Here is a 19,393-nt window from a genome sequence, read left to right on the forward strand (position 1 = left end):
CGCCATGATGCGCGAGATCCCCGGCGCGGCGGGCGGCATCCTCAGCTATTTCACCCGGCACCGCACCGTCGCCAATCTGCTTTTGCTGGTCATGCTGGTTCTGGGGGCCGCGGCCATCCCCAACATGCGGGCGCAGTTCTTTCCCGATGTCATTCTGGAAGAGGTCAACATCAACATAAAATGGGACGGTGCCGGTCCCGAGGATGTGGACAATGGCGTCGTCCAGTTGCTGGAACCCGCCCTGCTTGCGGTCGAGGGCGTGAACTATTCCTACGCCACATCGCGCGAGGGGTCTGCCGAGATAAGCCTGGAATTTGAACCCAACTGGGATATGTCACGCGCGGTCGAAGATATCCGGACAGCTGTTGATGGCGTTACCGACCTTCCCGATGACGTCGAAGAACCGACCATTCGCCGCCGCGCATGGCGCGATCGCGTGACGGATGTGGTGATCGCAGGGCCGGTCGCGCCGGACCAGTTGGCCAAGTACACAGACGAGCTGATAAACCGCCTGTTTGATGCAGGCGTCACCCGCACCACGATCCGCGGCGTCGCCGCGCCGCGCGTCGTGGTCGAGGTGCCGACCGCACAACTGATCGCCAATGATATCGCGCTGTCCGAGATTGCTTCGGCCATCGCCGCCGAAGTCAATGCCAGCCCGGCAGGGGATGTCTCAGGGGCCAATGCCCGTATCCGCACCGGCGCGGAAAAACGCACCCCGGAAGAGATCGAAGGCATCGCCCTGCGCAACTTTGCGGATGGCTCCAAGCTGTTTGTCCGGGATGTGGCGCAAATTCGTGTCGAAGGTGTGAACCGCAACCGCAGCTATTTTGTCGGCGACAATCCGGCCATGTCGATCCGGGTTGACCGCTCGAACAGGGGCGATGCCATCGCGATCCAGCGCGCGGTCGAAGATGTGGTGGTCGACATGCAGGCCAGCCTGCCCGAAGGGGTCACGCTTGAACTGATCCGCACCCGCGCGCAGGCGATCACCGACCGTCTGAACATCCTGATCGACAACGGGCTGATGGGGCTTGGTCTGGTTGTTTGCCTGCTGTTTCTGTTCCTGAACGCGCGCATCGCGTTCTGGGTGGCCGCCGGGATTCCCGTGGCCATGTCGGCGGCGATTGCCTTCATGTATATCGGCGGTTTGTCGATCAACATGGTCTCGCTGTTCGGGTTGATCATCACCCTCGGCATCGTTGTCGACGATGCGATTGTGGTGGGCGAGCACGCGGATTTTCGGGCGCGCCGGTTGGGCGAACCACCGGTGGTCGCGGCTGAGCGCGCCGCCCGCCGCATGGCGATGCCGGTCTTTGCCGCCACGATAACCACGGTGATCGCCTTTTTTGGCCTGACGCTGGTCGGCGGCCGGTTCGGTGAGCTGATCCGTGACATTCCCTATACCGTGATCGCGGTGCTGATCGCCTCGCTGATCGAATGTTTCCTGATCCTGCCCAATCACATGGCCCACGCCATCGCGCATTCCGCGAAAGAACACTGGTATGACTGGCCCAACCGGGTGGTGAACCGGGGGTTCCGCTGGGTGCGCGACCACCTGTTCCGCCCCCTTATCGCCTGGGTCGTCTGGGCGCGGTATGTCGTGGTGGCGATGATGGTGGTCATATTGGCCAGCCAGGTCGCGCTGTTCATCCGGGGCGATGTGAACTGGCGGTTCTTCAACGCGCCGGAACGCGGCTCGGTCACCGGCAATTTCATCATGGCCGAGGGCTCGACCCGCGCCGATACGCTGGACATGATGCGGCAATTGCAGCGCGCGACCGACGAACTGGGGCAGATTTACGAAGACCGCCATGGCCGCAACCCCATCGACTATGTGCTGGCCGAGGTTGGCGGCAGCGCCGGATTTGGCCTGTCTGCGGCGGATGGCAAGGATTCCGATCTTCTGGGCGGCATTTCCATCGAACTGATCGACGCCGATCTGCGCCCCTATTCCAGTTTCGAATTTGTGGCCGAACTGCAGGAATTCGTGCCGCGCCATCCCAAGGTCGAACTGCTCAGCTTCCGGGGCTGGCGATCCGGTCCGGGGGGGGATGCCATCGATGTGGAGTTTTCCGGCGCGGATGTGAACACGCTCAAGGCCGCGTCCGAAGACCTGCAGGCCGAGTTGCTGAAATACCCCGAAGTGTCGGCGCTGGAAGACAATCTGGCCTATGACAAGGAAGAGTTTACCTTGGACCTGACCGCGCAGGGCGAAGCGCTGGGGTTCCGGATCGAAACGCTGGGCCGGGTGTTGCGGGACCGTCTGAACGGGATCGAGGCCGCAACCTTCCCAGACGGCCCGCGCAGCGCCGAGATTCGAGTGGAACTGCCCGGGGGGGAACTGACCGCCGATTTCCTTGAGCGGACCCTGATGCGTTCGCCCGACGGGGTCTATGTGCCGCTGGCCGATCTGGTCTCGGTCGAGCGCGAGGCGGGATTTTCCACCGTCCGCCGCGAAAACGGTCTGCGGGTGATTTCGGTGAATGGCGATATCTCCGAGGACAACCCCGCCCGCGCCGCGGAAATCGAACGTTCCCTGAACGAGGTGATCCTGCCCAACATCGCCGCTGAACGTCAGGTCGAATGGCGCATGTCCGGCCTGAGCGAGCAGGAGGATGAGTTCCTGTCCGAGGCCCGCACCGGCCTGATCCTGTGCCTGACCGGCATCTATCTGGTGCTGGCCTGGGTCTTTGCCAGCTGGAGCCGGCCGCTGGTCGTTATGGCGATCATCCCGTTCGGGCTGGTCGGGGCCATCTGGGGCCATTACATCTGGGATGTGCCGCTGAGCATGTTCACGGTCGTCGGCCTGCTGGGGATGAGCGGGATCATCATCAACGATTCCATCGTTCTGGTCACAACGATCGACGCCTATCAGAAAGAGCGTGGACTGGTGCCCTCGATTGTCGAAGGCACGGCTGACAGGTTGCGGCCCGTGATACTGACCACGCTGACCACGGTGCTGGGCCTGACGCCGCTTCTGTATGAGGGTTCGCAGCAGGCACAGTTCCTGAAACCGACGGTGATCACTCTGGTCTACGGCCTGGGCTTCGGAATGTTGCTGGTTCTGATCCTTGTGCCCGCGCTTCTGGCCATTCTCAACGATGTCTCGCGCCCGATGACCGCCATGCGCCGCGCGATGCGGGCGCCGGACCGGGTGGTGCAGGGATCGCTGGCCGCAACGGCGCTGGCGCTGATGCTGTGGTTCGGCGTGACGATGCTTTGGCCGTTGCTCACCGGCGCGCCGGTTGGTGTTCTGTCGGGGCTTTATGCCGGGGAAGACGGTATCGCGATTCTGCAAATGGGGCTGGGCGCATTTCTTGCGGGCGCGATTCCGATTGTGATTGTCAGTGTGTTGGCGTCGGGGCTGCTCTATACCCGCCTGCGGGGTCGCGCCGGGGCTTAATCCGCCAGGGCCCGTTGCAGCAGGTCGATCACCCGCGCGCTCATCGGCAGGTCCCCCTGCCGGATCTGGTCGATGGGAAACCAGCGGGCGTCCAGCGCATCGTCACCTGCGACAGGCGCTCCGCTTTCGTACCGGCAGGCAACCCCTACCAGCAGGTAATGAGAAACGACCTGGCCCGTTTCGTCAGATCGCAGCAAATCGAGATTGTCGAGGTAATGCGTGGCGGTTGCCGTGACCGAGGTTTCCTCGAGCAATTCCCGCTGCGCGGCCTGCAGGACGGTTTCGCCCCATTCTACATGGCCGCCGGGAAAGCCCCAAAGCCCGGCATCGGGCTGTTTGCTGCGTTGGACCAGCAATACCTGACCCCGATGCAGAACAACGGCCAATGCGCCGATCTTGGGGGTCTGGCTCATACGCTCAGCCTGCTGTGCAGCCCTGAATATCCACCGCGTGGTCCGAGCCCAGCACGGTGATGCGAATCTCGGACCGGTCCAAAGCGAATGGTCCGCCCGAGGCGCTGATGATCTCGGACCGCGCGATCAGCGTGTCGCCGCGCCGTTCGGTTTCGGGTTGCGAGGCCCAGAGCACCGGATTGCCCGGTTCGATCACCGCAACCTCGCGCCCGCCAGCAGAGGGCATGGTCACGCGGGCCTCGATCTGCATGCCGTCCTGAGTCGCGCTCAGATGGCAACTGGCCTGTTTCACCCGCGCCTCGCGCGCCGAAAAGGGCCGTTGCGCAAGTGCTGCGGCAATGGCCGGGTTGCGTCCGGCATCGGCATCCAGCGTGTGATCGAAGCCCAGACGTTCGGGAATGCACACATCCTTGCAGACACCCAAATCCATTTCGCCGCGCAGGCGCACGGGTTTGGCCGGGTTCCTGGGCGTGATCTCGACCGGCAGCACCAGTTGGTCTTCGTATCCGATCGATTGCAGGCCGTTCTGGTTGAAGATGTCCGGTGCTGGCCAGGTGATCGACACGTCACCGACATTTCCCGATCCGCTCCAGTCGAACTCGGGCGGGATACCGGCATCGCCGGGCGCGCGCCAATAGGTCTTCCACCCGTCTTTCAGGGTCAGCCGTAGCGCACCCAGATAGGTGCCGTTTGCGGTGCGGCCGCCATCCAGAATGTCCAGTTGCACAACACCATCCAAAGCCTGCGCCGACGCCGGTGCAGCAAAAGCGAAACAGGCCGTCAGCGCGGCGGCGGTGCTGTGCAGCAGTGTTTTCATACCCCATAAATGCGCGGTCCCGCCCCGGATTCCAAGTCACGTTCCGGTCACTTGAATGAAATCTGCCGAAATATCCCCTGCTCCCTTGCCAATTCCCTTGCCGCAGGGTCATTGTTGAGGGGAGTCTAAGAATGAGATGCCCCCATGGACCTGACCGGAAAACTGTTGATTGCGATGCCCGGAATGGGCGATCCGCGATTCGATCACTCGGTCGTCTACATTTGCAGTCACGGCGATGACGGGGCGATGGGGCTGATCATCAACAAACCCTCGGATCTGCGGATCAAAACCCTGCTGGGGCAGTTGAACATCGCCTGCCGGATCCCGGTGGTGGGCGAACGTCTGGTACATTTCGGCGGCCCGGTCGAGATGTCGCGCGGCTTTGTCCTGCACAGCGCGGATTACGAGGCGAACCTGCATTCGATGCAGATTTCCGACGATTTCAGCATGACCGCGACGCTGGATGTTTTGGAGGACCTGGCCGCAGGGCGCGGGCCGCTGAACTCGATGCTGACGCTGGGCTATTCCGGCTGGGGACCCAGCCAGTTGGAGGATGAGATCGCCATGAATGGCTGGCTGACCGCCGAGGCAAGCTCGAAGCTGGTGTTCGACGAACCCGACGATGACAAGTGGGAGGCCGCTTTGGCCACGCTGGGGGTCGATCCCCTGACGCTTTCCGCCAGCGCCGGGCGCGCCTGACTACCCGTCGCGCGGCGCTGCGGCGCGGCGCAGCCGGTCATTGATCGCAGCGCCCAATCCATGATCCGGGATAGGTGTCACCGCAATCGGGCGGCCCGTGGCATTCAGGCTGTGCAGCGCCGAGAACAGGTTCGCCGCGGCCTCGGGCAGATCGCTATCCGCTGACAGGTTGAGGTCGCAATCGACCGGGCCGAAGCCCAGCAGAACCTCATCCCCCTGCCGGGTTTCTGCGTTCAGCCGGACCGGCGCGTCGGGCGCGTAATGCGATTGCAACTGCCCCGGTGCCGTCAGCAGGTCCCCCGGCTGATGCGCGTGCAGGGGTGTTCCCAGCACCTCTTCGATCTGTTCCAGCGCCACGCCGCCGGGGCGCAGCAGGGCGGGTTCTCCGGCCAGGTCGACGATGGTGGATTCCAGCCCGACGCCGCAGGGTCCGTCATCAAGAATGGCGGCGATCCGCCCGCCAAGCCCGGCGCGGACATGGTCGGCGGTGGTTGGGCTGATCTGGCCCGAAGGGTTGGCGGATGGCGCGGCCACAGGGCCATCAAACTCGGCCAGCAACGCCCGCGCCGTGGGATGGGCCGGCACCCGGACCGCCAGCGTCCCGAGCCCCGCTGTCACCAGCGAGGACACGCCATGCCCTTCCCGCAAAGGCAGAACCAGCGTCAGGGGGCCGGGCCAGAAGGCCCGAGCCAATGCCTCGGCCTGATCCGACCATTGCACGAAACGTTGTGCCGCCTGAACCGAGGCGACATGGGCGATCAGCGGGTTGAAACTGGGCCGCCCCTTGGCCGCGTAAATCCCGGCCACCGCCTGACCGTTGCGGGCATCGCCGCCCAGCCCATAGACCGTCTCGGTCGGGAAGGCGACCAGCAGGCCCTGCCGCAGCAGGTCTGCCGCGCGCGCAATGCCGCCCGGATCGGCAGTGAGGTCGAGAGTACCGGTCAGGTTCATGGATCGTGACGCCGCGTTTCGGTTGCCTGCACCTTTGGGAAGGGTAGGTAATGGTTCCAAGCCTAAGTGCATACCGGTGCTGGCCGACGATTCCAAGCCCGTCTGCGCGACCCAATCAGACCGCCTTTTGAGGGAAGTCATGCCATACCGCGCCCCAATCCCTGACTACGAGTTTCTGTTCCGCAACGTGGTGGGATTCGATCAGGTCGCCGCCACCGAAAAATTCGCCGATGCCAGCCCGGATGTGGTCAGCGCGATCCTGAGCGAGGCTGGGAAACTGTCGGAAGAGGTTCTGGCCCCCCTGCAGCGCCCCGGCGATCTGGAACCGGCGCGGCTGGAAAACGGCATCCTGCGCTCGTCGCCGGGTTTTGCCGAGGGCTGGAAGGCCATCGCCGACGGCGGCTGGATCGGGATCAATGGCGATCCGCAATATGGCGGCATGGGGCTGCCGGTCTCGGTGACAACGGCGGTGAATGAGATGTTCGCGGGCGCCTGCCTGTCGCTGCAACTGGCCCCGCTGATGACCCAGGGACAGATTGAGGCGCTGGAACACCACGCCAGCGACGCGTTGAAAGAGCTGTATATTCCCAAGATGATAGCAGGCGAATGGACCGGCACCATGAACCTGACCGAAGCGCAGGCGGGGTCCGATGTTGGCGCGCTGGCGTCGCGGGCCGAGCCGAACGGAGATGGAACTTATGCGGTGACGGGTCAGAAGATATTCATCTCGTGGGGCGACAATGATTTCGCCGAAAATGTTTGCCATCTGGTGCTGGCGCGCCTGCCCGATGGCGTGCCGGGAACCAAGGGGATTTCGCTGTTTCTGGTGCCCAAGTTCATCCCGGAAGAAAACGGCAATCCCGGTGTGGCGAATGATCTGAAGGTCGTGTCGCTGGAACATAAGATGGGCCTGCACGGCTCGCCGACTTGCGTGATGCAGTATGACGGGGCGAAGGGCTGGCTTGTGGGCAAGGAACATGGCGGTATGGCGGCGATGTTCACGATGATGAACAACGCGCGTCTGGGTGTCGGCGGTCAGGGGGTTGGCGTGGCCGAAGGGGCCTATCAGCACGCGCTGGCCTACGCGACCGAGCGCAAGCAGGGCAAGACGGCGTCTGGCACGATCATCGACCATGCGGATGTGCGCCGGATGCTGCTTGAGATGCGCGCCGACACGTTTGCCGCCCGCGCGATCCTGCTGGCCAACGCGGCGGCCATCGACATGGCGCAAGCCACCGGCGATGCCGATTGGGTGGCGCGTGCGGCGCTGCTGACGCCGATCGGCAAAACCTTCGGTGCCGAGACCGGCATCCGCGTGTCCGAGACCGGCATGCAGGTGCATGGCGGCATGGGTTATGTCGAGGAAACCGGCGCCGCCCAGTATTGCCGCGATGTTCGTGTAACCGCGATTTACGAGGGCACCACCGGCATTCAGGCGATGGACCTGGTCGCCCGCAAGATGATGGACGGGGGCGAGGCGGCCTCGCGCCTGTTGGACGAGATCGAAGATCACGCCGAACAGGCCCGCGCCACCATGCCCGATCTGGCCGGTCCGGTTTGGGAGGCGACCGAGTCCCTGCGTGAAGCGACCGAATGGCTGATCGCGCAGGACGATCTGAACGACCGCTTTGCCGGTGCGGTGGCCTATCTGCGGGCCTTCGCGCGGGTGCTGGGCGGGCATTACCATCTGGTCTCGGCGCTGGCCGACCCGGATGGCCCGCGCGCGAAGCTGGCGCGGTTCTACATCAATGCCCTGCTGCCCGAATATTCCGGTCTGCTGGCACAGGCGCAAACCGGTGCGGGGGACTTGTTCGCGCTCAGCCCTGATGAGTTGGTCGCATGACGGGCCCGCAACAAGGAGCGATCCGGTATCCTTGGCCCGAGGCCCCCTCGGGTGCCGAGGCGGTCGAGATTGCCGAAGGCGTGCTGTGGATGCGGCTGCCCCTGCCGATGGCGCTGGATCACGTGAATATCTACGCGCTGGATGACGGCGATGGCTGGACGGTCATCGACACCGGTATCTCGACCAAGAAGTCCCGAGGACTGTGGGAGCAACTGCTGTCAGGCCCGCTGGCGGGCAAGCCGGTGAACCGCGTTGTGATCACCCATCACCACCCCGATCACGTGGGCAATGCCGGTTGGTTTCAGTCCGAACACGGGGCCGAACTGGTGTCCAGCCGCACCGCCTGGCTGTTTGCGCGGATGCTGACGCTGGACGTGCAGGACAGCTGGCCGCAGGAAACGCTGGAATTCTATCGCGGTGCCGGTATGGACCCGGACATTCTGGCCAAGCGGATGGCCGACCGCCCTTTCAACTTTGCCGACACCGTCTATCCGATGCCGCTGGGTTTCACCCGGATCAAACAGGGCGATGTGATCCGCATGGGCGGGCGCGACTGGGACGTTCACATGGGCAACGGCCACGCGCCCGAACACGCAACCTTCTGGAGCCGCGACGACAATCTGGTGCTGACCGGCGATCAGGTCATCAGCTCGATCAGCCCCAATCTGGGCGTTTACGCGACCGAGCCGATGGCCGACCCGGTGACCGGCTGGCTGGAAGCCTGCGAACGGCTGAAGCTGATGGCCCGCGACGATCATCTGGTTCTGGGCGGCCACAAACTGCCCTTCACCGGGCTGCCCCTGCGGATGCAGCAGCTGATCGACAATCACCACGGGGCTCTGGCGCGCCTGATGGACGATCTGGACAAGCCCAAAGCGGCGTCCGAGTGTTTCCTGCCGCTGTTCAAACGCACCATCAGCGAAGGCGAATATGGGCTGGCGCTGGTCGAAGCGGTTGCACACCTGAACCATCTCTACCACATTGGGTCTGTCACCCGGACGCAGCGCGCGGACGGGGCTTGGGAGTTTCAGCGCAAAGGGTAAAGCGATGCAGGACCAGATCGAAACCTCGGCCGAGGCCGCCGAAGCCGCCGCCCTGCCACGCTGTTACGAGGTTCATGCCAATCCCGACGCCGAATCCGGTGCCAAGAACCTGCCCGGCCCACTGCAAAAGCCGGTGGAAACCAAAAGCCCGGCCCAATGGGCCTATGAACGTCTGATCCTCTATATCCAGAATTTCGAAAAGACGCTGGACGGCGATCATGAGGTCGCAATGGGATTCACCGGCGGCGATGCGGGCGTCATGCGGATCGAGGGGATGGGCTATTTCGACCCCGATGTGATTACCTTTTACGGCTCTGACGGATCGGGCGCGCGGACGCAACTGGTGCAGCATGTCACCCAGTTGAACGTGATGCTGCGCGCCCTGCCCAAATCGGTCGAGGACAAGCCCGCCAACCGCATCGGCTTTCGTCTGGCTGCCGATCTGGAAGAAAGCTGACTTGCAATTCACGCTTTCGCAGCCTTGAATGAGTGAACCATTCAGGAGGCCGCGCGCGTGACCAGTTTCTCAGCCGTTACAAATGCCTATGCCCGCGCCTGGCGGCGGCGGTGGGTGTTTGTTCCGATTTATCTCGCCGTGCGCCTGCTGCTGATCGCGCTGATCGCGCCGGGTGTGGCGGTGGCTGTCAATCTGGCGGTGTCGCTTTCGGACCAGACGGCCCTGACGGATCAGGACATCGCGATGTTCATCCTGTCGCCGGTGGGCTTTGTTGCGGCCATCGTCGTGCTCAGCCTGTTTCTGCTGGCCGAGGTCTTTGTCTTCTCGGTCATGGCCGGGTCGCTGCGGATGGGCGAATCCGATCCGTGGCGCGCGGGCAGTTCCGCCATCGGTCTGATCCTGTCGCGCCTGCCTGCGCTGTTTGGTTTTGCGGCGCGGTTCATCCTGCGGGTGCTGCTGCTGGCGCTACCTTTTCTGGCGGTGGCGGGGCTGATCGCGTGGTGGACACTGACCGAATATGATATCAACTACTACCTGACCTTCCATCCGCCCGCTTTCTGGGTGGCCGTCGGTCTGATCGGCGCGGTGGCGCTGGTGATGGCCTGGGTGCTGATCCGCAGGCTGTCGGCCTGGGCGCTGGGCCTGCATCTGGTGCTGTTCGAAACCATCCACCCGGCCCATGCTTTCAACATCAGTGCCCAACGGATGGAGGGTAGGCGCGGGCGTCTCAAGGTTCAGCTGGTTCTGTGGCTGGTCCTGCGCCTTGTCATTGCTGCCGGTATCGCGTGGATCGCCGGGCTGCTGTTTGCCCTCGTACCGCTGCAGGGGGCCAGCCATCTGCGGCTGGCGCTGATCTACAGCTTGCTGGTTGCGGGCCTGTGGTCTTTGGCCGGGTTGGTTCTGGCGGCCACGGCGCTGGGGGCGCTGGCGGTGCTGCTGGACCGGTTCTTCGAGATCAGGACAGAAGAACCCCCGCATCCCGAACCGGGGCAGTTGGGGGTTCCGCTAGTTGTGGCGGTCGGGCTGGCGCTGGGGGCGCTGGTGATCGGCGGGGTGTTCAGCCATCAATTGCTGGAACGCGTGCAGGCCCCCGACCACGCCGAGGTCATCGGCCATCGCGGCGCGGCGGCGCTGCGGCCGGAAAATACCATGGCCTCGGTCCTGAAAGCCATTGAAGACGGCGCCGACTGGGTCGAGATCGACGTGCAGGAAACGGCGGATGATGTGGTTATCGTCGCCCATGACAGCGATTTCATGAAGCTGGCCGGTGTGAACCTCAAGGTCTGGGACGCCACGATGGCGGATGTGGCCGAGATCGATATCGGCAGCTGGTTCGGCCCCGAATATGCCGATGAACGCACGCCTACATTGCGTCAGGTGCTCGAGGCCGCGAAGGGCCGCGCCAAGGTGATCATCGAACTGAAATATTACGGCCATGATGTCGATCTGGAAATCCGCGTCGCCACGCTGGTCGAGGACCTGGGCATGCAGGACGAGATCGCCACCATGTCGCTGAAATACCCTGCGGTGCAAAAGATGAAGGCGATCCGCCCCGACTGGCGCGCAGGTGTTCTGGCGGCCACGGCGGTCGGCGATCTGTCCGGCCTTGAGGGCGATTTCGTGGCGGTGAACGCGGCAACCGTGTCGCCGGGGCTGATCCGGCAGGTGCATGAGGCGGGCAAGGACATCTATGTCTGGACGGTGAACGATCCGCTGCAGATGTCGGCCATGGCCTCGATGGGCGTGGACGGTCTGATCACCGACCGCCCCGCCATGGCCAACGAGGTTCTGCGCGTGCGCGCCGAAATGGGCCCGGCCGAGCGGCTGTTGCTGTGGCTTGCCACCACGTTTGGCCTGCAGGTCGATACCGAGGCGATGCGCGATGAAAGCCCCTAGGCTGGCGCTGCTTTTGCTCGGCCTGTCTGCCCCGGTATCGGCGCAGGACTTTATGCGTGGGGTTGAGATGCCCGCGCACAGGGCGCTGATCGCGCAACGCGGTGAGGCCGAGCTGATCCCGTTTGAAACCGATGGCTGCTCGGGCGGCCTGTCGGCCAGTTGGCGCTGGGTCGCAGACACCTTCCCTCAGATCGGAGAACTGTATCAGGCGCATCCGCCGTGGGAGGAGTGCTGCGTGATCCATGACCGCGCCTATCACAATGCAGGCGGTGCATCGCGGGCGGAAGACAGCTATGACGCCCGCCTGACTGCCGATGAAGCCCTGCGATCCTGTGTCAAAGCCCATGGCGAAACCCATGCGGACGACTATGCGACCCGCTACGACATGACCCCGGACCAGATTCGCAACGTGCATTCCCTGACCGCCGACGCCCTGTACGGCGCTGTCCGCTTTGGCGGGGGGCCCTGCAGCGGCCTGCCGTGGCGCTGGGGGTTCGGCTATCCGGGATGCTCGGTCTTTGGCGAACGTGGCCCTGCGCGCGAATGACGTGGTGACAGGCCCCGGATTTTCCATTATCCAACAGATCAAACACGCGAATTAGGAATCTTCGACTCATGGCTGAACACAAGCACGGCGAAATGGACATCACGGTTCAAACCAAAACCTTCAATGGCTTCATCAAGGCCACAACCTGGTGCGTGGTTTTCATCGCCTTCCTGTGCCTGTTCCTGGCGGTTTTCGCGTCCTGAGCCAAAACGGGGGCAGCCGTGTTCCGTATTCTGATTGCCTGCCTTCTGGCGGCCACACTGGCAGGCTGCGCGGGTTCGAGCCGCCCGCAGGCGGATCAGTCTGAAATAACGGCCCGGTCTTACCGCGATCCCGGCCCCTCGACCCTGACGCTTTATACGATGATCAACACGCGCACCGGCTCGGGCGCGCATACCTCGTTGATGATCGGTGGCAGCGAGCGGGTGATTTTTGACCCCGCAGGCTCGTTCCGGGCGGATGTGGTTCCGATGAAGGACGATGTTCTTTACGGCATCACCCCCGCGGTCGAGCGCGCCTATCGCAGCGCCCATGCGCGCGAGACGCATTATGCCCGCATCCAGACCATCGAGGTTTCGCCGCAACAGGCCGAGATTGCGCTGCAACTGGCGAAACAGTCCGGGCCGGTTGCCGGGGCCTATTGCGCGAACTCCACCGCCCGCCTGTTGCAGCAGGTGCCGGGGTTTGAAGAGATCGACGTGACCTTCTACCCGGTCAAACTGTCCAAGCAATTCGGGCAGCTTCCCGGTGTCGTGACCGAGGAATATCGCGAGAACGACGATGCGGACCTGCAAAAAGGTCTGGCGGCGAACAACGTGCGGCTCAATCAGCTGGATGCGTCAGCCCAGTAGATACAACAGTCCGTAAAGCGCCCCTGCGCCGCTGAAAATCGCGGCCAGAACGTTCTTTGTGATCAGGCCGACCCCCAACGCAACTGCCGCAGCCGCCATGCGCGGCACATCCGGCTGGCCATCCGTGGCCGAGGGCCAGACCACCAGCGGCGCGATCAGTGCGGGCAGGATCGCAACTGCGGTATAGCGCAGATGGCGCAGCAGCCAGGGCGGCATCGGGCGGTCTCCGACCAGCCCGATGAAGGTGAACCGCAGGGTGTAGCTGCCAACTGCCAGACCGGCGATGATGATCCACATGGTGGTCGGGTCGATCTGTGTCATGTCTTTTGCCGCTCCAACATCAATTCGGTCTGTGCGCCTGCAACCATGCCCGCCGCGCCTGCGATCAGCAGGCCCAGATTGAACGGCACGCCAACGGTCAGCAGCGCGACAGCGATAGCGACCAAAGCAGCCACCACATGGGCCAAACTCCGCATCATCGGACCGATCATGGACAGAAAGGTAATCGGCAGGGCAAAATCCAGCGCCCAGCTTTCCGGGATCTGTGTCCCCAGCACGGCCCCCAGATAGGTGGCCAGCATCCAAAGCGGCGTGATCGGCGTGACCGAGCCGACGAAATAGGCCATGCGCTGCGGCACGGTCATCTCGGGCTCTTTCTCGAACCGCACGATGGAACTGGCGTAAGACTGGTCCACGATCAGATAGGCCGCGCAGGCCCGCTGCCAGAACGGCGCCGCCCCCAGATAGGGCGTCAGCGAGGCCGAATACATCGCGACCCGCAGATTGACCGCAAGCGCCGAGATCAACACGATCACCGTGGGCGTGTTGTCCTGCAAAAGCTGCAGGGCGGTGAATTGCGCGGCCCCGGCAAACACGGTGGCCGAAAACGCCATGGTCTGGACGATGTTCAACCCGGCCTCGGTCGCGAACACGCCGAACAGCATGCCAAAGGGAGCGGCCACGAAGATAAACGGCGTGCCGTCCCGAAAACCCTTCCAGAAGTATGACTTGGATGTGGCAGAGGCCATGGCTAAATCCTATGGTGACGGCAGCAGCAGTAGCGGTCTTGGGAAAGGGTTGCAATTGGCCACGGAATTGGATGTCTCGGATTACATCATCGCCCCCGATCCCGGAGCGGCCCGTCTGACCCGCGCGGTCGACGGGGTGGACCAGAATGGCGAGGTCAGCCACATCTCGGTGGTTGAGGAGCGCCCGCTGACGATTTTCCTGAACGCGCAGGAAATCGTGACCGCGATGACCATCGGCGATTACCCCGAATATCTGGCGCTGGGCTTCCTGCGCAATCAGGGCATGTTGCTGCCGGATGATAAGATCACACGCGTCGATTACGATGACGATCTGGAAACCGTGGTGGTGCGCACCGCGCGCGAAACCTCGTACGAGGACAAGCTGAAAAAAAAGACCCGCACCAGCGGCTGCGCGGTGGGAACGGTGTTCGGCGACATGATGGAGGGGCTCGAGGATGTGCGCCTGCCGCAGGTGCAGGTGCGCACCTCGTGGCTGTATGATCTGGCGGCGAAAATCAACCGCACTCCGTCCCTGTACCTTGAGGCCGGGGCGATCCACGGCACCGTCCTGTGCCATAAGAGCCGCCCGCTGGTCTATATGGAGGATGTGGGCCGCCACAATGCCGTCGACAAGATCGCAGGCTGGATGCTGTCCGAGGGTGAGGCGGCGGCGGACAAGATTTTGTACACGACCGGCCGTCTGACATCCGAGATGGTGATCAAGACAGCGACGATGGGCATTCCGGTTCTGGCATCCCGCTCGGGCTTCACCGCCTGGGGCGTGGAAATCGCGCGCGAGGTCGGCCTGACCCTGATCGGCCGCATGCGCGGGCAAAGGTTCGTGTGCCTGTCGGGCGAGGACCGGCTGGTGAGGGATGTCGATCCGGCGAGCGTGGCGGTTGAGGATAAGAAACACAGGCGGAAGAGTGCGGGATGACTTTGGACACACTCTATATCCTTGCTCTCGCTATTGTTTCGCTTGGCATTCTTCCGTTGTATTTTTTGTTTCTGCGCAGCTTTGGACGCAGCAGGCGAGCAGTTGTTGAAGGCATGGCTGAATTGGACAGCGACACGCTCAATCGATTGGGATGGACGCCAAGGGAATACATCGGGGTCTTCGATTTGCGTACTCCGTTTCAATTGGGCTGGCAGTCATGGGGATTAATGACGCAACAGCAAAACGTGGCGCTTCAGCGGGTCATTTTGCACGGGTTGCCCGGTGTTGCAGGCTTGTCCGACGATACTCAGAAAGCAGCACGCCGGTATCGGCGCTTTATGCTGTTCATTGGTATTTTTGTTGTGCTCTTCTTTGTTCCGTCTTTCATCGGTCTGAGTCGCTCGATTGCAGAATTCACAGGAACACCAAGAGGATTGTGGTACGCTCTGTTTTGTGTATGCATCCTCATCTGCGCTTTTTTGCCAACTGAGAAATTCCGAAAATGGCCGGAATTTGAGGTCCACACATGACCCGCCCCCTCGGCATAATCCTCGCAGGCGGTCTTGCCACCCGGATGGGTGGCGGCGACAAGGGGCTGTTGCAGCTTGGCGGGCAAAGCCTGCTGGGCCATGTGATAGACCGGCTGGCCCCGCAGGTGGACGCTCTGGCGCTGAATGCCAATGGCGAGCCAGAACGATTTGCGGATCTGAACCTGCCGGTGATCGCGGATTCGGTCGAAGGGTTCGCGGGCCCTCTGGCCGGGGTTCTGGCGGGGCTGGATTGGGCCGCGCAGGAAGGGGCCGATTGCATCGTCACAGCCGCCGCCGACACGCCGTTCTTTCCGCGCGATCTGGTGGCGCGTCTGGTGGATGCCGCCCAGGGGCAGACCCATCCGCTGGTGCTGGCGACGACCCCGCGCACCGGGGAAGAGGCGCTGAAATCCGGCGGCGGCAAGCGGGTCAACCGGCATCCGACCTTTGGTCTCTGGCCCGTGGCGCTGCGCGATGATTTGCGCGCCGCCCTGAACGATGGGCTGCGCAAGGTGGTGCTGTGGACTGACCGGCATGACGGGCGCGAGGCGCTGTTTGCGGCAGACCCGTTCGATCCGTTCTTCAACGTCAACACGCCCGCCGATCTGGAACGGGCGCAAAGACTGCTGGAGCAGGCATGAGGGTCTACGGCGTCACCGGCTGGAAAAACGCGGGCAAAACCGGGTTGATGGAACGTCTGGTGGCCGAGATATCCGGGCGCGGATTCTCGGTCTCGACCGTCAAACATGCCCATCACGCTGTCGATGTCGATCAGCCGGGCACCGACAGCTATCGCCACCGGGCTGCGGGGGCGCGTGAGGTGCTGTTGGCCTCGGGCCAGCGCGTCGCGCTGATGCAGGAGCTGCGCGGTGCCCCCGAACCGACGCTGGATGCGCTTCTGGCACGGCTGTCTCCGGTCGATCTGGTGCTGATCGAAGGGTTCAAACGCGAAGACCATCCCAAGGTCGAGGCGTTTCGCGCCGAAGCCGGAAACCCGCTGATCGCGGGCAGCGATGCGACGGTCCGCGCTGTGGCCAGTGATACACCGCTGGATCTGCACGTCCCGGTTTTCGATCTGAACGACACCGCTGCCATCGCGGATTTCATCCTTCAGGAGGTCGGATTATGAGCACACCTGACATCGCCCCGCCGCCCTTGCGCAACGATTGTTTCGCTCTGCCTGCGGGGGTGAACTGGACCCCGGTGGATGACGCGCTGGCCCTGCTGCGCGACAGGTTGCGCGTGGTGACAGGTATTGAGACGGTTGCGCTGCCACAAGCTATGGGCCGTGTTCTGGCCGAAGATGTGATCGCGAAACGGTCAAACCCGCCGCTGCCCAACAGCGCGGTGGATGGGTACGGCTTTGCCGGGCGCGCGCCCGAGGGTGCGCAGGTGATGCCGCTGGCCGAAGGGCGCGCCGCCGCCGGTGTCCCGTTTGACGGCGAGGTCCCTGCAGGTTTTGCGCTGCGGGTGCTGACCGGCGCGGCGCTGCCAGCCGGGGTGGATACGGTCATTCTTGAGGAAGACGTGACCCTGAAAGATGGGCATATCGCCTTCAACGGCCCTCTGAAGCTCGGGGCAAACGCCCGTGATGCCGGGGAAGACGTGGCCGAGGGCGACGCAGCGCTGCCCGCTGGCCGCCGGTTGACCCCCGCCGATCTGGCCTTGCTCTCGGCCATCGGCGTGGCAGAGGTTTCGGTGCGCAAACCGTTGCGCGTGGCGGTTCTGTCCACCGGTGACGAATTGGTCGAACCGGGAGAGGCCGCCGGGCCGGGGCAGATTTATGACGCCAACCGCCCCATGCTGTTGTCTCTGATAAAGCGCATGGGATTTGTCCCGGTCGATATGGGCCGGGTGGCCGATGATCGTGAAACTCTGCGGGCACGGCTGGACGCGTCGGCTGAGCAGGCGGATGTGGTTCTGACCAGCGGCGGTGCCTCGGCGGGGGATGAAGACCATGTTTCGGCCCTGTTGCGGCAGGCCGGGGCGATGCAGGAATGGCGCATCGCGCTGAAACCGGGCCGTCCCCTGGCGTTGGGCCTGTGGGCGGGCACGCCGGTATTTGGCCTGCCGGGAAATCCGGTGGCGGCCCTGGTGTGCACTCTGATCTTCGCCCGCCCGGCTCTGGGCCTGATGTCGGGCGAAGGCTGGTCGGAACCGCAGGGGTTCGACGTTCCGGCGGCGTTCGAGAAGCGCAAAAAGCCGGGGCGGCGGGAATACCTGCGGGCGCGCATCCGCGATGGTCGGGCCGAGGTGTTCCATTCCGAAGGATCGGGCCGGATCAGCGGCCTTAGCTGGGCCGAGGGGCTGGTGGAAATCGAGGACGGCGCGCGGGATATAGAACCCGGCGACATGGTGCGGTTTCTGCCCTATGGCAGTTTCGGTCTGTGACCGTCACCGTATCGCGCGGGTTCAGCCCGGCAGAGCGGCCCCTGGCGGCCAAACTGTTCTGGCAGGCGTTTTCGGCCAAGCTGAACAGGGTGATGGGGCCGGATGAAAAGGGTATCGCTTTCTTTGAACGCGCCCTGAATCCGGACTTTGCGCTGGTTGCGCGCGACCCGGATGGCGCCATGCTGGGACTGGCGGGGTTCAAGACCAACAAAGGCGGGTTGGCCGGGGGCAGCATGTCCGATCTGGCAGCCGTTTATGGCTGGTTCGGCGCGTTGTGGCGTGCGGCGGTCCTGAGCGTTCTTGAACGGGACCTGCAGCCCGGTGTGTTCCAGATGGACGGCATTTTCGTCGCGGCAGAGGCGCGCGGGCAGGGGGTGGGCACCGCCCTGCTGACGGCCATCAAGGCCGAGGCGCGCCGAACCGGAGCGACGCAGGTGCATCTGGACGTGATCGACTCCAACCCCCGTGCGCGCGCCTTGTACGAGCGTGAGGGGTTCCGGGCCATCGGTCAGGAACAGACCGGCCCGTTTCGGTACATTTTCGGCTTCAGCAGCGCCACGAAGATGAGTTGTGCGGTCACGCGGGACTAATCGAAGGTCCCGGCCACACGGCCCAGCAGCATGAAGGCACGGGCGGTTCGCGTCTCACCCAGCGCCGTAAGTTCGCTGTCGCTGGCATCCGGCTCGAACTCGACAATCATGTTGTCGAAGCGGCGCAGAAAGTGATGCGCGGCGTCGCGAAAGATCGGGTCCTGTTTCATCCGCGCTGCCGTCAAAGCCAGCGACGACCGGTCGCGAATGCCGCCAAGGGCCGCGATCGAGCGGCCCCGCGCGCCTTGGGCAAACTGACGCCAGATCTCGGGCCGGGCCATGTCGGGGCGCAGGTCATCCATATAGATGCCTTCCTGACTGAGCAACGTCAGAACATCCTGCGAGGCCTGCACCAGTTGTGCGGCCTTCCGGTCTTTCAACGCCATTCGCAGGGCATTGAAGCCTTCGGTGTCCTTCTCGGTCTCGGGGAAATTCATCGCCCGGATGAAGATACCCGTTGTCAGCGGCGGCGCGATATCTTCGGCCGGAGTGCCCAGTTCCAGCGAGGTCTGGTCGTCCGTCGCAGACGCCCGGACACCCGCGGCCACCGGTTCATTGCGTTTGGTCGAAAACGTCGCCAGCGCGCTTTCGGTTTTCTTCGCAGCGGCGGCGATTTCATCCAGCTTCTTGGTCACAGCTGGCTCGGAGGTGCTGGCGGCGCGCTGCTGCTGGATGACATAGGCCTGCCGGATTGCGTCGATGGCGGTTTGCAGCCGCGCGCTTTCCTCGCGCATCACACGGCTGGCGCGCATGGCGGTGGCGGCGACCCAGATCATCGCCACCGGCATGAAAACGGCCAGAAAGGACACGACAAACCCGCCCTGTCCCTGACCGGGCAGGACCAGAAACACGACCGAGACGACCAGCCAGATCACGCTCAGCACCAGCGCCGCGATCTCGATCCCGGTCACGCTGGATTGCTTGGGACGATCATAGATGCCCAATGAGGTTGGCCGTTCACTTTCCGGGTCTGGGTTGGGCCCCGACATGACGC

General features: G+C 63.7%; 21 protein-coding genes. 15 read left to right on the top strand and 6 right to left on the bottom strand.

The window, feature by feature from the left end:
• Positions 1–4 precede the first annotated feature (4 nt).
• Positions 5–3,406 carry an efflux RND transporter permease subunit gene (locus tag ACR0K1_RS11065; RefSeq protein WP_480850614.1) on the top strand — a complete coding sequence of 1,134 codons (3,402 nt, stop codon included), beginning with the start codon at positions 5–7 and terminating at the stop codon, positions 3,404–3,406.
• On the opposite strand, the gene ACR0K1_RS11070 is transcribed toward ACR0K1_RS11065, so the two are convergent.
• Both ACR0K1_RS11070 and ACR0K1_RS11075 read right to left on the bottom strand, forming a co-directional pair.
• Positions 3,403–3,819 (bottom strand): NUDIX hydrolase, encoded by a 417-nt coding sequence (locus tag ACR0K1_RS11070; RefSeq protein WP_480614095.1) that lies wholly within the window; start codon positions 3,817–3,819, stop codon positions 3,403–3,405. The two genes, ACR0K1_RS11065 and ACR0K1_RS11070, sit on opposite strands and share 4 nt — an antisense overlap.
• Before the next feature lie 4 nt (positions 3,820–3,823).
• A complete protein-coding gene (locus ACR0K1_RS11075) occupies positions 3,824–4,636 on the bottom strand; it encodes a protein-disulfide reductase DsbD domain-containing protein (protein ID WP_480850617.1) in 813 nt (270 codons plus the stop codon).
• A gap of 144 nt (positions 4,637–4,780) precedes the next feature.
• Between ACR0K1_RS11075 and ACR0K1_RS11080 the strand changes: the two genes are divergently transcribed.
• Positions 4,781–5,335 carry a YqgE/AlgH family protein gene (locus ACR0K1_RS11080; protein ID WP_480614099.1) on the top strand — a complete coding sequence of 185 codons (555 nt, stop codon included), beginning with the start codon at positions 4,781–4,783 and terminating at the stop codon, positions 5,333–5,335.
• Here ACR0K1_RS11080 and ACR0K1_RS11085 read toward each other — a convergent pair whose 3' ends face one another.
• Positions 5,336–6,286, bottom strand: a complete 951-nt coding sequence (locus ACR0K1_RS11085) for an L-threonylcarbamoyladenylate synthase (RefSeq protein WP_480850782.1) — start codon at positions 6,284–6,286, stop codon at positions 5,336–5,338.
• A 139-nt stretch (positions 6,287–6,425) separates the two neighbouring features.
• Between ACR0K1_RS11085 and ACR0K1_RS11090 the strand changes: the two genes are divergently transcribed.
• The 7 genes from ACR0K1_RS11090 (at position 6,426) to ACR0K1_RS11120 (ending at position 12,923) form a co-directional block, all read left to right on the top strand.
• Complete coding sequence (locus ACR0K1_RS11090; RefSeq protein ID WP_480614101.1) at positions 6,426–8,129, top strand: acyl-CoA dehydrogenase; 1,704 nt, start codon at positions 6,426–6,428, stop codon at positions 8,127–8,129.
• A complete protein-coding gene (locus tag ACR0K1_RS11095) occupies positions 8,126–9,172 on the top strand; it encodes an MBL fold metallo-hydrolase (RefSeq protein ID WP_480614103.1) in 1,047 nt (348 codons plus the stop codon). The genes ACR0K1_RS11090 and ACR0K1_RS11095 overlap by 4 nt, the downstream gene beginning before the upstream one ends.
• A 4-nt stretch (positions 9,173–9,176) precedes the next feature.
• Positions 9,177–9,629: a DUF6173 family protein gene (locus ACR0K1_RS11100; RefSeq protein WP_480614105.1), complete on the top strand. Its 453-nt coding sequence runs from the start codon at positions 9,177–9,179 to the stop codon at positions 9,627–9,629.
• Between the two features lie 57 nt (positions 9,630–9,686).
• Positions 9,687–11,525 (top strand): glycerophosphodiester phosphodiesterase family protein, encoded by a 1,839-nt coding sequence (locus tag ACR0K1_RS11105; protein WP_480850620.1) that lies wholly within the window; start codon positions 9,687–9,689, stop codon positions 11,523–11,525.
• Positions 11,512–12,072 carry a hypothetical protein gene (locus ACR0K1_RS11110; RefSeq protein WP_480614109.1) on the top strand — a complete coding sequence of 187 codons (561 nt, stop codon included), beginning with the start codon at positions 11,512–11,514 and terminating at the stop codon, positions 12,070–12,072. Before ACR0K1_RS11105 ends, ACR0K1_RS11110 begins: the two co-directional genes overlap by 14 nt.
• A gap of 68 nt (positions 12,073–12,140) precedes the next feature.
• Positions 12,141–12,275 carry an aa3-type cytochrome c oxidase subunit IV gene (locus ACR0K1_RS11115; RefSeq protein ID WP_480614111.1) on the top strand — a complete coding sequence of 45 codons (135 nt, stop codon included), beginning with the start codon at positions 12,141–12,143 and terminating at the stop codon, positions 12,273–12,275.
• An 18-nt stretch (positions 12,276–12,293) separates the two neighbouring features.
• On the top strand, positions 12,294–12,923 hold the full coding sequence (locus tag ACR0K1_RS11120; protein WP_480614113.1) for a hypothetical protein: 630 nt from the start codon (positions 12,294–12,296) through the stop codon (positions 12,921–12,923).
• Here ACR0K1_RS11120 and ACR0K1_RS11125 read toward each other — a convergent pair.
• Together ACR0K1_RS11125 and ACR0K1_RS11130 are read right to left on the bottom strand one after the other, a co-directional pair.
• On the bottom strand, positions 12,912–13,244 hold the full coding sequence (locus ACR0K1_RS11125; protein ID WP_480850623.1) for an AzlD domain-containing protein: 333 nt from the start codon (positions 13,242–13,244) through the stop codon (positions 12,912–12,914). The two genes, ACR0K1_RS11120 and ACR0K1_RS11125, sit on opposite strands and share 12 nt — an antisense overlap.
• Positions 13,241–13,951, bottom strand: a complete 711-nt coding sequence (locus tag ACR0K1_RS11130; RefSeq protein WP_480614117.1) for an AzlC family ABC transporter permease — start codon at positions 13,949–13,951, stop codon at positions 13,241–13,243. Before ACR0K1_RS11130 ends, ACR0K1_RS11125 begins: the two co-directional genes overlap by 4 nt.
• Between ACR0K1_RS11130 and ACR0K1_RS11135 the strand changes: the two genes are divergently transcribed.
• From ACR0K1_RS11135 to ACR0K1_RS11160, 6 genes are read left to right on the top strand one after another with little or no spacing between them, the layout of a single operon-like run.
• Positions 13,950–14,888 carry a formate dehydrogenase accessory sulfurtransferase FdhD gene (locus ACR0K1_RS11135; RefSeq protein WP_480614119.1) on the top strand — a complete coding sequence of 313 codons (939 nt, stop codon included), beginning with the start codon at positions 13,950–13,952 and terminating at the stop codon, positions 14,886–14,888. The genes ACR0K1_RS11130 and ACR0K1_RS11135 overlap by 2 nt on opposite strands.
• Complete coding sequence (locus ACR0K1_RS11140; protein ID WP_480614121.1) at positions 14,885–15,418, top strand: hypothetical protein; 534 nt, start codon at positions 14,885–14,887, stop codon at positions 15,416–15,418. Before ACR0K1_RS11135 ends, ACR0K1_RS11140 begins: the two co-directional genes overlap by 4 nt.
• Entirely contained in the window at positions 15,415–16,059 is a 645-nt protein-coding gene (mobA, locus tag ACR0K1_RS11145) for a molybdenum cofactor guanylyltransferase MobA (protein WP_480614123.1), read from the top strand. The genes ACR0K1_RS11140 and mobA overlap by 4 nt, the downstream gene beginning before the upstream one ends.
• Positions 16,056–16,547, top strand: a complete 492-nt coding sequence (gene mobB, locus ACR0K1_RS11150) for a molybdopterin-guanine dinucleotide biosynthesis protein B (RefSeq protein WP_480614125.1) — start codon at positions 16,056–16,058, stop codon at positions 16,545–16,547. The genes mobA and mobB overlap by 4 nt, the downstream gene beginning before the upstream one ends.
• The gene (locus ACR0K1_RS11155) at positions 16,544–17,809 is read left to right on the top strand and encodes a molybdopterin-binding protein (protein ID WP_480850626.1); all 1,266 of its coding nucleotides are present in this window, start codon (positions 16,544–16,546) and stop codon (positions 17,807–17,809) included. The genes mobB and ACR0K1_RS11155 overlap by 4 nt, the downstream gene beginning before the upstream one ends.
• Positions 17,806–18,399, top strand: coding sequence for a GNAT family N-acetyltransferase (locus ACR0K1_RS11160; RefSeq protein WP_480614129.1), 594 nt, complete (start codon positions 17,806–17,808; stop codon positions 18,397–18,399). The genes ACR0K1_RS11155 and ACR0K1_RS11160 overlap by 4 nt, the downstream gene beginning before the upstream one ends.
• Here ACR0K1_RS11160 and ACR0K1_RS11165 read toward each other — a convergent pair.
• On the bottom strand, positions 18,396–19,388 hold the full coding sequence (locus tag ACR0K1_RS11165; protein ID WP_480614131.1) for a hypothetical protein: 993 nt from the start codon (positions 19,386–19,388) through the stop codon (positions 18,396–18,398). The genes ACR0K1_RS11160 and ACR0K1_RS11165 overlap by 4 nt on opposite strands.
• Positions 19,389–19,393: the final 5 nt, after the last annotated feature.

The sequence above is a fragment of the Ruegeria sp. F5 genome, assembly GCF_056533845.1.